This window comes from Burkholderia sp. Ac-20384 (assembly GCF_017104605.1).
In the GTDB taxonomy this organism is placed as follows: Bacteria; Pseudomonadota; Gammaproteobacteria; order Burkholderiales; family Burkholderiaceae; genus Burkholderia; species Burkholderia lata.
On the sequence record NZ_JAAGPE010000261.1, the window covers coordinates 1 to 12,857 of the forward strand.

Here is a 12,857-nt window from a genome sequence, read left to right on the forward strand (position 1 = left end):
TGCTGGCGCTCGCATGCGCGGCCGCCTTTGCGTGGCCTGCCGCCCATGCGGCCTCGACGGACGATGCACGCGGCGCCACCGCGCGCGGTGGCGTCGAACGTGCCGCCGATGCCGCCGCTCCCGCTTCGGCCGTCGCAACCGTGCCGCCAGCGCCGGTAGCCGGCGATACGCTGACCGCCGTCAGCGTGACCGCGCAGCGGCAATCGGTCGATCCCGATACCCCGGCCGTCGTCACGTCGATCACGCGCGAGCAGATCGAATCGCACACCAACGTCACCACCGAGGACGCGCTGAAGTACGCGCCTAACCTGATGGTCCGCAAGCGCTATATCGGCGACCGCAACAGCGTGTTCGCAGGCCGCGACTTCAACGAACTGCAGAGTGCGCGCGGACTCGTCTATGCCGACGGCGTGCTGCTGTCGAACCTGCTCGGCTCGAGCTACGCGTACCCGCCGCGCTGGTCGCTGATTCCGCCCGACGATATCGCGCGCGTCGACGTGCTCTATGGCCCCTTTTCCGCGCTGTATCCGGGCAACTCGATCGGCTCGACCGTGCTGCTCACCACGCGTCGCCCGGAAAAGCTCGAGGCGTCGCTGTCGACGCAGTTCTTCACGCAGCGCTACCACGACGGCTACGGATTCGCGGACAGCTTCGGCGGCAATCACCAGACCGCGCGGATTGCGAACCGCGTCGGCCGGTTCTGGTTCGCGCTGTCGCTCGACCGGCTCGAGAACAACGGTCAGCCGATGCAGTATGCGAGCCCCAATTCGGCATACAACCCGAAGCTCGGCACGGCCGTGCCCGTGACGGGCGCCGCGACCGACATCGGGCCCAACGGCCGGCCGCGGACGATCGTCGGCGCGCAGACGATCGAGCGGACCGAGCAGCTCAACGAGACGGTGCGGATGGGCTATGCGTTCACCGACCACGTCGATGCGACGCTCACGCTCGGGCATTGGGAGAACCATTACCGGCAGCACGGCGAGACCTTCCTGCGCGATGCGGCCGGCAATCCGGTCTACGGCGGCAACGTGTCGATCGGCGGCCAGAACATGACCGTCGCGCCGAACGCATTCGCGCCGCAGCGCGGCGACCAGGAGAACTGGCTGTACGCGCTCGGCCTGAACGGCCGGCTCGATTCCGGCTGGCGCCTGTCGGGCGTCGTGTCCGCGTACGACGTGTCGCGCGACGTGCAGCGCTCGGCGTCGACCGTGCAGGGCGGCGCAGGCACGCTGTTCCAGGGCGACGGCACCGGCTGGCGCACGCTCGACCTGAAGGCCGAGGCGCCGGAAGTGAAGGGCCATACGTTCACGTTCGGCTATCACTACGACAACTACTTCCTGCGCAACGTCACGTTCAACACGGCCGACTGGCTGGCCGGGCCGACCACGTCGTTGTCGAGCGTCTATCGCGGCGACACGCGCACGCAGGCGCTGTTCGGACAGGACGCGTGGCGCTTCGCGCCGGGCTGGCTCGCAACGCTGGGGCTGCGCTACGAGCGCTGGGATGCATACGGCGGCGCGCTCGGCAATGCGAGCGGCACGCTCGGCTATGCGGACCGCAGCGCGAACGCGCTGTCGCCGAAGGTCGCGTTGCAATGGGATGCGACCGACGTGTGGCGCTTCCGGCTGTCGTTTGCGACCGGCACGCGTTTCCCGACGGTCGGCGAACTGTTCCAGGGCACGATCTCGAACAACGCGATCGTCAACAACAACCCGAACCTGCGGCCGGAAAAGGCGATCGACTGGGACTTCACGGCCGAACGCGACGTGGGCGTCGGTGTCGTGCGTGCCAGCGTGTTCCAGAGCGACCTGCGCGATTCGATCTACAGCCAGACGACGGTGTCGGGCGCGACGACGGTGACCAACATCTCGAACGTCGATCGCGTGCGCGTGCGCGGCGTCGAACTCGCGTTCAGCGGCGAGAACGTCGGTTTGAAGGGACTCGCGATCGACGCGAACGTGTCGGCGAGCAACGCGCAGATCCTCGCCGATGCGGCGAATCCCGCGTATGTCGGCTCGCGCTTTCCGCGAATTCCGCGCATGCGTGCGAACCTGCTCGCGTCGTATCGCTTCGACGAGCACTGGCTGGCGAGCGTCGGCGTGCGCTACTCGGGCCGCCAGTTCAACACGCTCGACAACAGCGACGTGAATCCGGACGTCTACGGCGGCACGAGCTCGTTCACGGTCGTCGACCTGAAGGCGCGCTACCGCTTCGACCGTCACTGGACCGCGTCGCTCGGTATCGACAACCTGACGGACCGCCGCTACTACGTGTTCCACCCGTATCCGGGCCGTACTTTCTATGGAGAACTGAAATGGTCGCTGTGAGATCGCTCGCGGCAGGCGTCGCGCTGTGGTTCGCGTCGCTGTCGCCAGCCGGCGCGCACGATGCGCACGACGTGCCGAAGGCCGCCGATTCGCACGCCGCGCACATGAGCATGCAGGCCGCGCCCGCGCAGCAGAAGCAGCCGCTCGCGACGGGGGCGGCATTCGACACGCATCACCGGCTGTGGGTCGCGTGGGTCGAGGGCGCGCATGTCGTCGTCGCGCATTCCGACGACACGGGCCGCACGCTGTCCGCGCCCGTGACCGTCAACGCGATGCCGGAGCCGATCTACACGAGCGCCGAGAATCGCCCGAAGATCGCGACGAGTCCGGACGGGCGTGCAGTGTACGTGTCGTGGTCGATGCCGCTCGATGCGCCGTACACGGGCATGGTGCGTTTCGCACGATCGCTCGACGGCGGTGCGACGTGGAGCGTGCCCATGACCGTGCATCGCGACCGGCAGGCCATCACGCACCGCTTCGACATGATGGCCGTCGATCCGGCCGGCAACATCGCGATCGCGTGGATCGACAAACGCGATCTCGTCGCGGCGAAAGCGGCGGAGCAGGCGTATGAAGGCGCGGCCGTCTACTACGCGGTATCGCGCGACGGCGGCGCATCGTTCGAAGCCGAACGCAAGGTGACCGACCATACGTGCGAATGCTGTCGCATCGCGATGGCGATCGATCCGGCCGGACGTATCGAGGCCGCATGGCGCAACGTGTTCCCGGGGCAGATCCGCGATCATGCGCTCGCCGTGTTGCCCGTCGCTGCGTCGGAACCGATCGTCCCGGTGCGCGCGACGTTCTCGAACTGGCACGTCGAGGCGTGCCCCGAGCATGGGCCGGCGCTGGCGATCACGCCGGACGGCACGCGCCATCTCGTCTGGTTCGGTGTCGTCGACGGCCGGGCCGACGTGTTCTATTCACGCATCGGCGCCGATGGCCAGCCGCGCGGCACGCCGTGGGCATTCGGCGCGAATCCCGCGGTGCCAGGCGAGCAGGCGTCGCATGCGGCGCTCGTCGCGCGTGGCGACATCGTGTGGCTCGCCTGGAAGGCGTTCGACGGCGACACGATGCAGATCAAGCTGCGCCGGTCGGACGATCGCGGCGAGCACTGGTCGGCGCCGCGCGTGATCGCAGCGACATCGGGTGCAAGCGACAACCCGCAGTTGCTCGACGATGCGGGGCGAATCTATTTGTCGTGGCGCACGCGTAACGACGGTTATCGGCTGATCGCCGTGGAGGCGGTGAAATGAAGCGGCTGATTGCATTGCTGGGCATCGTGCTCGCGAGCGTGCCGGCGTGGGCCGGCGGCGAGCTGCAGCCGCTGCGCGCGGCCGACGTCGCGCGCCTGTATGCGACTGCGCACGAGCGGCCGCTGGCGGTCGAGATCTGGTCGCTCGATTGCGGGTACTGTCGCGAGAACGCCGCGCATCTGGTCGCGTGGCAGCGTCGTCATCCGGACGTGCAGCTTGCGATGGTTGCGATGGATGCGTACGACGACAACGGTGCGGCGATCTCGCAGGCGCTCGCGCAGATGAACTTGCCGCCGCAGGTCGCGCAGTTCGCGAACGCGGAGCCGATGCCCGAGCGTCTGCGGGCGGTGCTCGATGCGGGATGGAGAGGGGAGATGCCGCGCACCGTGTGGATCGGGCGCGATGGCGCACGGGAAGCGCGCAGCGGATTGCTGACGGCCGATGTGCTCGACGGCTGGTTGCAGCGCGCCAAGCGCTGAACGGGCCGACGGCGCGCGGCGAACGGGCCGCGCGCCAGCCTGATGCGAAAACGCGCCCGAAGGCGCGTGGAGAGAAGCGTCAGGCCGCTCGCTTGAATAGCCGGATCACGAACAGCAGGATCACCGCTCCGACGACGGCGACGATCACCGAACCGATGAAGCCGCTGCCGACGCTGATGCCGAGCATCCCGGCGAGCCAGCCGCCGATCACTGCGCCGACGATCCCGACGATGATGTCGACGATCAGCCCGAAGCCGCCGCCCTTGACGAGCAAGCCGGCAAGCCAGCCGGCAATCGCACCGATGATGAGCCACATAATCAAGCCATGAGCCATGGTTGTCCTCTCCTTGAGTTGTGTCGAATGACCGGACGTCGGCTGTGTCGCCGCAAGCTGAATGAAGGCGGCATTGCGACCCGCCGCGCCGCCCACGCAATGTAACGCGATAGACGGGTCGGAATCGTTAAGTAATGTTATGCACCCTTAACGGGATTTTCCAGGGAATTCGTCTGCATACGGTGAGGCTCGCGCACGGGCAATGCGTGGCGAAATGAATCTGTAAGAAAAGGCCGTCGGCGAAGCCGGTCGGCCATGCGTGTCATCGTTCGTGTGCCGATGCCTGCATGCCCGTGTCGGGCAATCCGTCGCCTGCGTCGGCGATCAGCCGTGCGACGGTCGCGGAATCGCCGATCTCCTCGATCGACAGCCACGCGAAGCGGGCGAGAAAGAGCGACGCATCAGCTTCGCCGATCCGCGTCATCGTGCGGCACAGGTCGGTGTAGAGCGTATCGCGTTCGGTATCCGTCATCATGCGGTCTCCTGAGGATTGGTTGATGCGCACGGATGGAGTGCGCGTTCGAGCGCGGCGGTCACGTCGCTGGCGCGAGCGTCGTACCAGCGGCCGAGTACGTGACCGTCCGGACGCACGAGATAGACGGTGCCGTCGCGCGCGCCGTACATGTCGAACAGCCGGCCGTCGTCGTCATGGCCGCCGCAGCGCGGTTGTTGCGGAGCCGCATGCCGTGCGAGCGTGACGAGTGCGAACGGTATCCGTGAGGCCTGCAGGCGCCGTTCGAGATCGGCCAGCGCCGGATCGGGCTCGCCGTCGGACGTGAAGCAGAACGCGGTGAAGCGCGGGACGACGAGATCGGTCAGGTGGCCGCGGCGCATGTTGCTGCCGTGGGCCGTGTACAGCGTCAGCGGACATTCGGCGAGCACCGTGCCGGGCGCGGGGCCGGCTGAAAACGTGTCGCGTTCGGCTGCGTTGAGCGGCGACGTTGCATACGCGATCGCCGTCGTCTGGCGCGGATTGATCAGCGAGCGCAGCGCCGGATGCCGGACCGCGAGCGACAGCACGGCTTTGCGCATCAGTTCGAACGCAAACGACGGCGGCGCCATGAACTCGGTGCTCTTCGTGCCGTAGCGCAGGTTCTCGTGCGTCGCGAACACGCGTTCGTCCGAGTAGCTGTCGAGCAGCGTGTCCGATGCGAGCCCGCGCGTCACGTACGCGAGTTTCCATGCAAGGTTGTCGGCATCGTCGATGCCCGAATTCGCACCGCGCACGCCGAAGATCGGCACGAGATGCGCGGCGTCGCCGCAGAACAGCACGCGGCCGTGCCGATAGCGCTCGAGCGTCAGCGCATTCGCCTTGTAGATCGTGATCCAGATCGGCGACCAGTCGCCACGCTCGCCCATCATGTCGAGCAGGTTCTGCACGCGCGGGATCACGTTCTCCGGCTTGACAGCCGCTTCGGGATCCTCATCGTCGCGCAACTGGTAATCGATGCGCCACACGTTGTCGGGCTGCTTGTGGACGAGCACCGTCGAACCCGGGTTCGACGACGGATCGAAGTACGCGAGCCGTTCGGTCGGCCGGTCGCTGTCGAGCGCGATGTCGACGATCACGTAGCGGCCCTCGTAGCTCGTGCCCTGCAGCGACAGGCCGAGCGCTTCACGCATCGTGCTGCGTCCGCCGTCACACGCGACGACCCAGTCGGCGTCGAGTGCGTAGCCGCCGAGCGGTGTGTCGACGTCGACGCGCACACCGTCCGGTTGCCGGGTCACGCCGGTGACTTTCGTCTGCCAGCGGATCTCGATGAGTTCGGGGCGGCGCTGCACGGCGTCGAGCAGGAACTGCTCGATGTGATACTGCGCGAGATTGATCATCGGCGGCAGCTTCTGGTTTTCGTCCTGCGGCATCGTGAAATGCAGCACTTCGTCGCGACGGTAGAAGCTGCGCCCGCCGGTCCACGGCAGTCCCGTGCGCAGGAAATCGTCGAGTGCGCCGAGCCGCTCGATGATTTCGAGGCTGCGCCGCGAGATGCAGATCGCGCGGCTGCCGTGGCAGACCGCGTCGTCGGCTTCGATCAGCACGCTGCGGATGCCGTGGTTCGCGAGGCCGAGCGCGACGGCGAGGCCGACAGGGCCGCCGCCGACGATCGCCACGCGATGCCGGTGCGTATCGATACCGTCGTGGCAGGCCGGCAGATGCGCGGGATGGCGCTCGGCGACGAACGGGTAGGGCTTGAAGTCGATATCCATCGTTGGCTTCCAGGGGAGGGCAGTTCGACGTGCACGCGCGCCGGGGCAACGTGTGCAGGCAGTCGAAGCAGTATGGAAGCCGGGCGGAAATCCGCTGTCCCCATTCCGGGTACAGCAAGCCGACCGGGATTTACCCGGATTCGGTCATCACCGGCCGGTTCGGTTCAGGGCTGCAGGCAGAGCGCGAACAGCTGGCGCTGGCTCGAGATGCCCAGGCGCCGGTATGCGCGTTTCTGGTACGTGACGACACTCGACGCCTTCACGCCGATCGTCTCACCGATCTCGTGCGAGGTCTGGCCTTCGAGCACGCCGCGCAGCACGTCGAGTTCACGCTTGGACAGCGCCGGGCATGCGCGGCGTAGCCGCGCGAGCATCAGTTGCGGGATCCCGATCTGCGCCGCACCGGCGAGCGCGTAGTGATGCTTCGCGGCCTGCGCGATCAGCGGCGCGAGCGCTTCGATTTCCGCGATCTCACGCGGCTGGAACGCACCGCTGCGATGCGCGCGGTACAGGTTGATCGACAGCCAGCTCGCATCGTTGGGCTGCATCAGCAGCGACAGCCGGTCGGACACGTCTGGGCCACGGTAGCAGGCCGCGCGATACGCATCATGATCGATCTCGTCGCCGGTCTGCTGGTGCAGCAGCAGGTCGTGGCGGCGCGCGCCGCGATGCGCGCTCGACACGATCTTCTGGTTGCCGTCGAGCGCGTAGAAGTGTCGTGCGTAGGTGTCGGCGACGTCGCGCAGGTAACGGCCGCCGCGATGGTCGGCGACGGATAGCGTGCGCGGGCGGTTGCCGAACTCGTACGCGAAGATCGTGCATTGCGTGACCGACAGCGCGTCGTCGAACAGCTTCAGCACTTCGGCTGCGAATGCGTTCGGTTCGTTGCCGCCGATCGCGGCGACGAGGCGCGTCGCACGCGATACGTCCAGTTGCCCGGTGAGGTTCGGTCGCTCGAGACGCCAGGTGCGCATGATGCTCGGAAAGGGCGGAGTGGTCCGTCGATTGTAATCGGCGGGGTGCGGCGAGGGAGTCGGGTGATGCCCGCAAGCGGAGCGGACGCGGACAGAAGGCGGGCAGCGCACGATTTGGCGCCCGGAAAGAGAAAAGGGCTGACAAGCATGCTTGTCAGCCCTTTATAACTTGGTGCCGGAGATAGGAGTCGAACCTACGACCTTCGCATTACGAATGCGCTGCTCTACCAACTGAGCTACACCGGCATCAGAGAAACGAAATTATAAGGTGAAATCTGAATCCTTGGCAATAGGTTTTGCGAATTTTTTTCAGCTTGCTGCTGCTGTTTCGCGAAACTCATCGACTCGGCAAACTTCCCGCTTCGTTTCACTGCGATACGACCCGTTGGGGTCACATCGAGAGCCGCGATTCTACGTACGTCGCGCGACACTGTCTAGTGCTGCAGTGCAAATTTATTGCTTTTCCTGGTGGTAGCCCGTCACGCGATCGACTTCGTTCTTCGAACCGAGGAACACCGGGACGCGCTGGTGCAGGCCCGTCGGCTGCACTTCCATGATGCGCTGCGTGCCGGTCGTCGCGGCGCCGCCTGCCTGTTCGACGATGAACGACATCGGGTTCGCTTCGTACATCAGGCGCAGCTTGCCCGGACGATCCGGCGTGCGCTTGTCGGCCGGGTACATGAAGACGCCGCCGCGGTTCAGGATCCGGTGCACGTCTGCCACCATCGATGCGATCCAGCGCATGTTGAAGTTGTCGCCGCGCGGGCCGTCCTTGCCGGCATTCAGTTCGTCGACGTAGCGCTTGACCGGGTCGTACCAGTGACGCGCGTTCGATGCGTTGATCGCGTATTCGCGCGTGTCGGCCGGGATCTGCATGTTGCTCTGCGTGAGCACCCACGAGCCGACTTCGCGGTCGAGCGTGAAGCAGTTCACGCCGTTGCCGGTCGTCAGCACGAACACCGTCTGCGGGCCGTACACGGCGTAGCCGGCCGCAACCTGCTGCGTGCCGGGCTGCAGGAACGATTCCTCGGTGGCCTGCTTGCCGTCCGGGCAGCGCAGCACCGAGAAGATCGTGCCGATCGACACGTTCACGTCGATGTTCGACGAGCCGTCGAGCGGATCGAACACGAGCAGGTATTCGCCGCGCGGGTAGTTCGCCGGGATCGGGAAGAACGTTTCCATTTCTTCCGATGCCATCGCGGCGAGGTTGCCGCCCCATTCGTTCGCGTCGAGCAGGATCTCGTTCGACAGGATGTCGAGCTTCTTCTGCACTTCGCCCTGGACGTTCTCGCTGCCGGCGGTGCCGAGCGCTTCGCCGAGCGCGCCCTTCGACACGTTGTAGCTGATCGCCTTGCACGCGCGTGCGACGACTTCGATCAGCAGGCGCAGGTCGGCGGGGAGGTTGTTGGTCTCACGTTGCTGTTCGATCAGGAACTTCGACAGCGTGGTGCGGCGGGCAATGGACATGACAGACTCCAGAAGGCCAAAAGAATCCTTGAATGGCCGCAATTTTACCCGTCGCACCTCTCGAGCCGCCGGGTTTTTTCGTCCGGTTACATGGCCGGGCGGCCGGACCGGCCCGGTTTCCGGTGGTGGAGACGGGCGGGGCGCGCGTTGCGGCGGCGGCCGGCGGCGCGGTCAGACCCCGTGGTTGCGCCCGGTTCCAGCACTATTCACACGATAAAAAAGCCGGTGCCGCGACGGGCGGCACCGGCTGTCTCGCGCGGGCGAGATGCGGGCGATCGCGTTACGCGAGCGCCTTCTCGACGATCTCGCGCACGTCGCGCGATTTCGCGCCGGCGGCGACCTGCTCGAGCGCTTCGCGCATCCGGTCGCGCAGCGCCGGCGTGAAGCGGCGCCACAGTTCGAGCGAGCGGGCGAGGCGTGCCGCGACCTGCGGGTTGATCGCGTCGAGCGCGAGCACCTGTTCGGCCCAGAACGCGTAACCCGAGCCGTCCGCCGCGTGGAATTGCGCGGGGTTGGCCGCGCAGAAACTGAAGATCAGCGAGCGTGCGCGGTTCGGATTCTTCAGGTTGAACGCCGGGTGCGCGAACAGCTTGCGAACCTTCGCGAGCGTCGGCTGTGCGGCCGTACCGCGCTGCGCGGCCTGCATTGCGAACCACTTGTCGATCACGAGCGCTTCCTTCTCGAAGCGGCGATAGAAATCGTCGAGTGCGTGCTCGGCCGGTTCGTTCGCGCCGGCGGCCGCGGCGGACAGCAGCGCGCCGAGTGCCGCTGCGCGATCGGTCATGTTGTTTGCCGCGTCGTATTGCGCGGTCGCGAGGCGCACGGCATCGGCCGGATCCTCGAGTTCGGCGAGATACGCGAGCGCGAGGTTCTTCAGCGCGCGACGGCCGGAGGCCTCCGGCGTCGGTTCGTAGGTGCCGGGCGTCTGGTGCTGCTCGTATGCGGCGAGCCAGTCGGCGCGCAGCGCGGTGGCAAGCTGGCGGCGCACGAACTGGCGCGCGCGATGCACGGCGGCCGGATCGGCTTCCGCCATCTGGTCGGCGAGGTAGGTTTCCGACGGCAGCGTCAGCGCGAGTTCGCGGAACGCCGGCGACAGCGTCGCGTCGGTCAGCACGCGGCGGAATGCGCCGACGAAGTTCTCGCCGAGCGTGAGCGGCTCGTTCGCGGCGGCACGCGAGGCGAGCGTCAGCAGCGCGCGCGTCGCGAGGCGCTGGCCGGCCTCCCAGCGGTTGAACGGGTCGCTGTCGTGCGCGAGCAGGAATGCGAGGTCGTCGTCGCTGTAGTCGTACTCGACGATCACCGGCGACGAGAAATTGCGCAGCAGCGACGGCAGCGGTTGCTCCGGTACGTCGACGAACGTGAAGGTCTGCTCGGTGTCGGTGAAGTCGAGCACGCGCGTCGTGCCCGCCGCGGCGGCTTCGCCGTCAAGACGCAGCGGCAGGTCGCGGCCGTCGCGGCCGATCAGGCCGATCGCGAACGGAATCAGCAGCGGCCCTTGCTGCGTTTCGCGCGCGGCCGGCGACCCGTCGCCGTAGCCCTGCGAGAGCGTGACCGTATAGCGACGCGCTGCCGCGTCGTACGCGGTGCGCACCGACACGCGCGGCGTGCCCGCCTGGCTGTACCAGCGTTCGAACTGCGCGAGGTCGCGCCCGTTCGCGTCGGCCATCGCGTGACGGAAGTCGTCGCAGGTCACCGCATGGCCGTCGTGGCGCTTGAAGTACAGGTCCATCCCCTTGCGGAAGCCGTCGCGGCCGAACAGCGTCTGGTACATCCGCACGACTTCCGAGCCTTTCTCGTAGACCGTCATCGTGTAGAAGTTGTTGATCTCGACGTAGCTTTCCGGGCGCACCGGGTGCGCCATCGGGCCCGCGTCCTCGGCGAACTGCAGCTGGCGCAGCACGCGCACGTCCTCGATGCGCTTGACCGCGCGGGCCGCCGATTCGATGTCGTCGCCCGCAGCCATGTCGGCCGAGAATTCCTGGTCGCGGAATACCGTCAGGCCTTCCTTCAGGCTCAGCTGGAACCAGTCGCGGCAGGTCACGCGGTTGCCGGTCCAGTTGTGGAAGTACTCGTGGCCGACCACCGATTCGATGTTCGCGAAGTCGGTATCGGTCGCGGTCTCGGGGTTCGCCAGCACGTACTTCGTGTTGAAGATGTTGAGCCCCTTGTTCTCCATCGCGCCCATGTTGAAGTCGCCGACCGCGACGATCATGAAGCGGTCGAGATCGAGCTCGAGGCCGAAGCGCTTCTCGTCCCAGCGGATCGAGTGGATCAGCGAATCCATCGCATGACGCGTCTTGTCGAGGTCGGCCGGCTCGACCCACACCTGCAGCAGCTTTTCCTTGCCGGAGCCGGTCGTGATCTTTTCCTCGATCGCGACGAGCTTGCCCGCGACCAGCGCGAACAGGTAGCTCGGCTTGCGGAACGGGTCTTCCCACTTCGCGAAGTGGCGACCGTCGGGCAGGTCGCCGGAATCGACGAGGTTGCCGTTCGACAGCAGCACCGGGTACGCGGCCTTGTCGGCGCGCAGCGTCACCGTGTAAGACGCCATCACGTCGGGGCGATCGAGGAAATAGGTGATGCGGCGGAAACCTTCGGCTTCGCACTGCGTGAAGAAGTTGCCGCTCGACACATAGAGGCCGGACAGCGTCGTATTCTGGTCGGGTGCGCATGCGCTTTCGAGCGTCAGCTCGAACGCGTCGGGGACGTTCTCGACGGTCAGCCCGTGTTCGTGTGCGCGCACGGCGCCATGCGGTGCGCCGTCCAGGTGTGCGCCGAGGAATTCGAGCGCTTCGCCCATCAGCTCGAGATGCGGCGCGGGCGCGGCGTCCGGATTGCGGCGCACGCGCATCGTGTTCCTGACGATCGTACGGGCCGGCGCGAGATCGAATTCGAGCGCGACGGAATCGATGAGGAAGGCCGGCGGCGTGTAGTCGGCGCGGCGGATCACGGTGGAAGAGGCGTTGTCGGACATGGTCGTCGAGATCGGTGGAGTGGGGGACGGGCCCGTGGCACGGGCCGGGCGAACCGGGCCATTGTACAAAGGCTGGCGGCCGCGTGCCGGGCGAACTTTTTACCGGTTCCGGGAGTCCGCGTATTATCGGCATCCCGTTACGGTTCGCGCGGTGCGACGAACGGGTGACGGATCGAAGAGGATCAACATGAAACGCGAATGGATTCAACGCGGTGCGGGCTGGGCGGGGGTGCTGTGCGTGGCACTGCTGACCGGCTGCACCAGCTACGTGACGACCCAGGTCACGGCCTTCTCCGACTGGAGCGGCAGCGACGCGACACGCACCTATGCGTTCACGCGCACCGATGCGCAGAAGAACAGCATCGAGCAGTCGACCTACGAGCCGATCGTCGCGAACGAACTGTCCACGTATGCGTTCCGGCAGGTGCCGCAGGCGCAGGCGCGGTACCTCGTCGGGCTGACCTATGCGGTCGGCAGCGATCTCGTGACGGTGCCGCAGCCGGTCTATTACGATCCGTGGTTTGCGCCCGGGCCGTACTGGCGGCGCGGGCCGTGGGGCCCGTGGGGTCCCTGGGGGCCGATGCCGGCCGGCTACGTCGCGCAGACGTACCAGGTGTTCGACTATACGCTCGGCATCCGCATCACCGAACGCGCGACGGGCAAGGAGGTGTACAACGTGTCCGCGCGCACGACCGGCGACAACGGCACGCTACTGTACGCGATGCCGTTCCTCGCGCGCAGCGCGCTCGCCGATTTCCCGCTGTCGAACGTCGCGGTCCGCTCGGTCCGGCTGCCGGTCGACAAGCGCGGCGGCCCGGCGGCGCCGGCTGCCAACGAG

Annotated in this window: 10 protein-coding genes and 1 tRNA gene; 4 read left to right on the forward strand and 7 right to left on the reverse strand. The window is 66.9% G+C overall.

What is annotated here, in order from left to right:
* The first annotated feature begins 2 nt into the window (after window positions 1–2).
* The 3 genes from G3O00_RS32570 to G3O00_RS32580 are packed head-to-tail and all read left to right on the forward strand — an operon-like array spanning window position 3 to window position 4,065.
* On the forward strand, window positions 3–2,330 hold the full coding sequence (locus G3O00_RS32570; RefSeq protein ID WP_206145450.1) for a TonB-dependent receptor: 2,328 nt from the start codon (window positions 3–5) through the stop codon (window positions 2,328–2,330).
* Entirely contained in the window at window positions 2,318–3,586 is a 1,269-nt protein-coding gene (locus tag G3O00_RS32575) for a sialidase family protein (protein ID WP_206145451.1), read from the forward strand. The genes G3O00_RS32570 and G3O00_RS32575 overlap by 13 nt, the downstream gene beginning before the upstream one ends.
* A complete protein-coding gene (locus G3O00_RS32580) occupies window positions 3,583–4,065 on the forward strand; it encodes a TlpA family protein disulfide reductase (protein ID WP_206145452.1) in 483 nt (160 codons plus the stop codon). Before G3O00_RS32575 ends, G3O00_RS32580 begins: the two co-directional genes overlap by 4 nt.
* A 79-nt stretch (window positions 4,066–4,144) precedes the next feature.
* Here G3O00_RS32580 and G3O00_RS32585 read toward each other — a convergent pair whose 3' ends face one another.
* From G3O00_RS32585 to pepN, 7 genes are all read right to left on the reverse strand, one after another.
* Window positions 4,145–4,399 (reverse strand): GlsB/YeaQ/YmgE family stress response membrane protein, encoded by a 255-nt coding sequence (locus G3O00_RS32585; protein WP_041492772.1) that lies wholly within the window; start codon window positions 4,397–4,399, stop codon window positions 4,145–4,147.
* Window positions 4,400–4,661: 262 nt separating this feature from the next.
* Window positions 4,662–4,874: a hypothetical protein gene (locus tag G3O00_RS32590; protein WP_206145453.1), complete on the reverse strand. Its 213-nt coding sequence runs from the start codon at window positions 4,872–4,874 to the stop codon at window positions 4,662–4,664.
* The gene (locus G3O00_RS32595) at window positions 4,871–6,604 is read right to left on the reverse strand and encodes an FAD-dependent oxidoreductase (protein ID WP_206145454.1); all 1,734 of its coding nucleotides are present in this window, start codon (window positions 6,602–6,604) and stop codon (window positions 4,871–4,873) included. Before G3O00_RS32595 ends, G3O00_RS32590 begins: the two co-directional genes overlap by 4 nt.
* 164 nt (window positions 6,605–6,768) lie before the next feature.
* Window positions 6,769–7,578, reverse strand: coding sequence for a LuxR C-terminal-related transcriptional regulator (locus G3O00_RS32600; RefSeq protein WP_206145455.1), 810 nt, complete (start codon window positions 7,576–7,578; stop codon window positions 6,769–6,771).
* 170 nt (window positions 7,579–7,748) lie between these two features.
* Window positions 7,749–7,824, reverse strand: a tRNA-Thr gene (locus G3O00_RS32605).
* Between the two features lie 207 nt (window positions 7,825–8,031).
* Window positions 8,032–9,045, reverse strand: coding sequence for a class 1 fructose-bisphosphatase (locus G3O00_RS32610; protein WP_174934500.1), 1,014 nt, complete (start codon window positions 9,043–9,045; stop codon window positions 8,032–8,034).
* A 280-nt stretch (window positions 9,046–9,325) separates the two neighbouring features.
* Complete coding sequence (gene pepN / locus G3O00_RS32615) at window positions 9,326–12,019, reverse strand: aminopeptidase N (RefSeq protein WP_206145456.1); 2,694 nt, start codon at window positions 12,017–12,019, stop codon at window positions 9,326–9,328.
* Window positions 12,020–12,206: 187 nt separating this feature from the next.
* Between pepN and G3O00_RS32620 the strand changes: the two genes are divergently transcribed.
* Window positions 12,207–12,857, forward strand: a 651-nt coding sequence (locus G3O00_RS32620; protein ID WP_206145457.1) for a DUF4136 domain-containing protein, incomplete at its 3' end; no start/stop codon positions are given.

Bases quoted from the DNA above. Each gene is read 5' to 3' on its own strand.
- G3O00_RS32575 (WP_206145451.1), top strand. From the start codon at position 2,318: ATGGTCGCTGTGAGATCGCTCGCGGCAGGCGTCGCGCTGTGGTTCGCG.
- G3O00_RS32580 (WP_206145452.1), top strand. From the start codon at position 3,583: ATGAAGCGGCTGATTGCATTGCTGGGCATCGTGCTCGCGAGCGTGCCG.
- G3O00_RS32585 (WP_041492772.1), bottom strand. From the start codon at position 4,399: ATGGCTCATGGCTTGATTATGTGGCTCATCATCGGTGCGATTGCCGGC.
- G3O00_RS32590 (WP_206145453.1), bottom strand. From the start codon at position 4,874: ATGATGACGGATACCGAACGCGATACGCTCTACACCGACCTGTGCCGC.
- G3O00_RS32595 (WP_206145454.1), bottom strand. From the start codon at position 6,604: ATGGATATCGACTTCAAGCCCTACCCGTTCGTCGCCGAGCGCCATCCC.
- G3O00_RS32600 (WP_206145455.1), bottom strand. From the start codon at position 7,578: ATGCGCACCTGGCGTCTCGAGCGACCGAACCTCACCGGGCAACTGGAC.
- G3O00_RS32610 (WP_174934500.1), bottom strand. From the start codon at position 9,045: ATGTCCATTGCCCGCCGCACCACGCTGTCGAAGTTCCTGATCGAACAG.
- pepN (WP_206145456.1), bottom strand. From the start codon at position 12,019: ATGTCCGACAACGCCTCTTCCACCGTGATCCGCCGCGCCGACTACACG.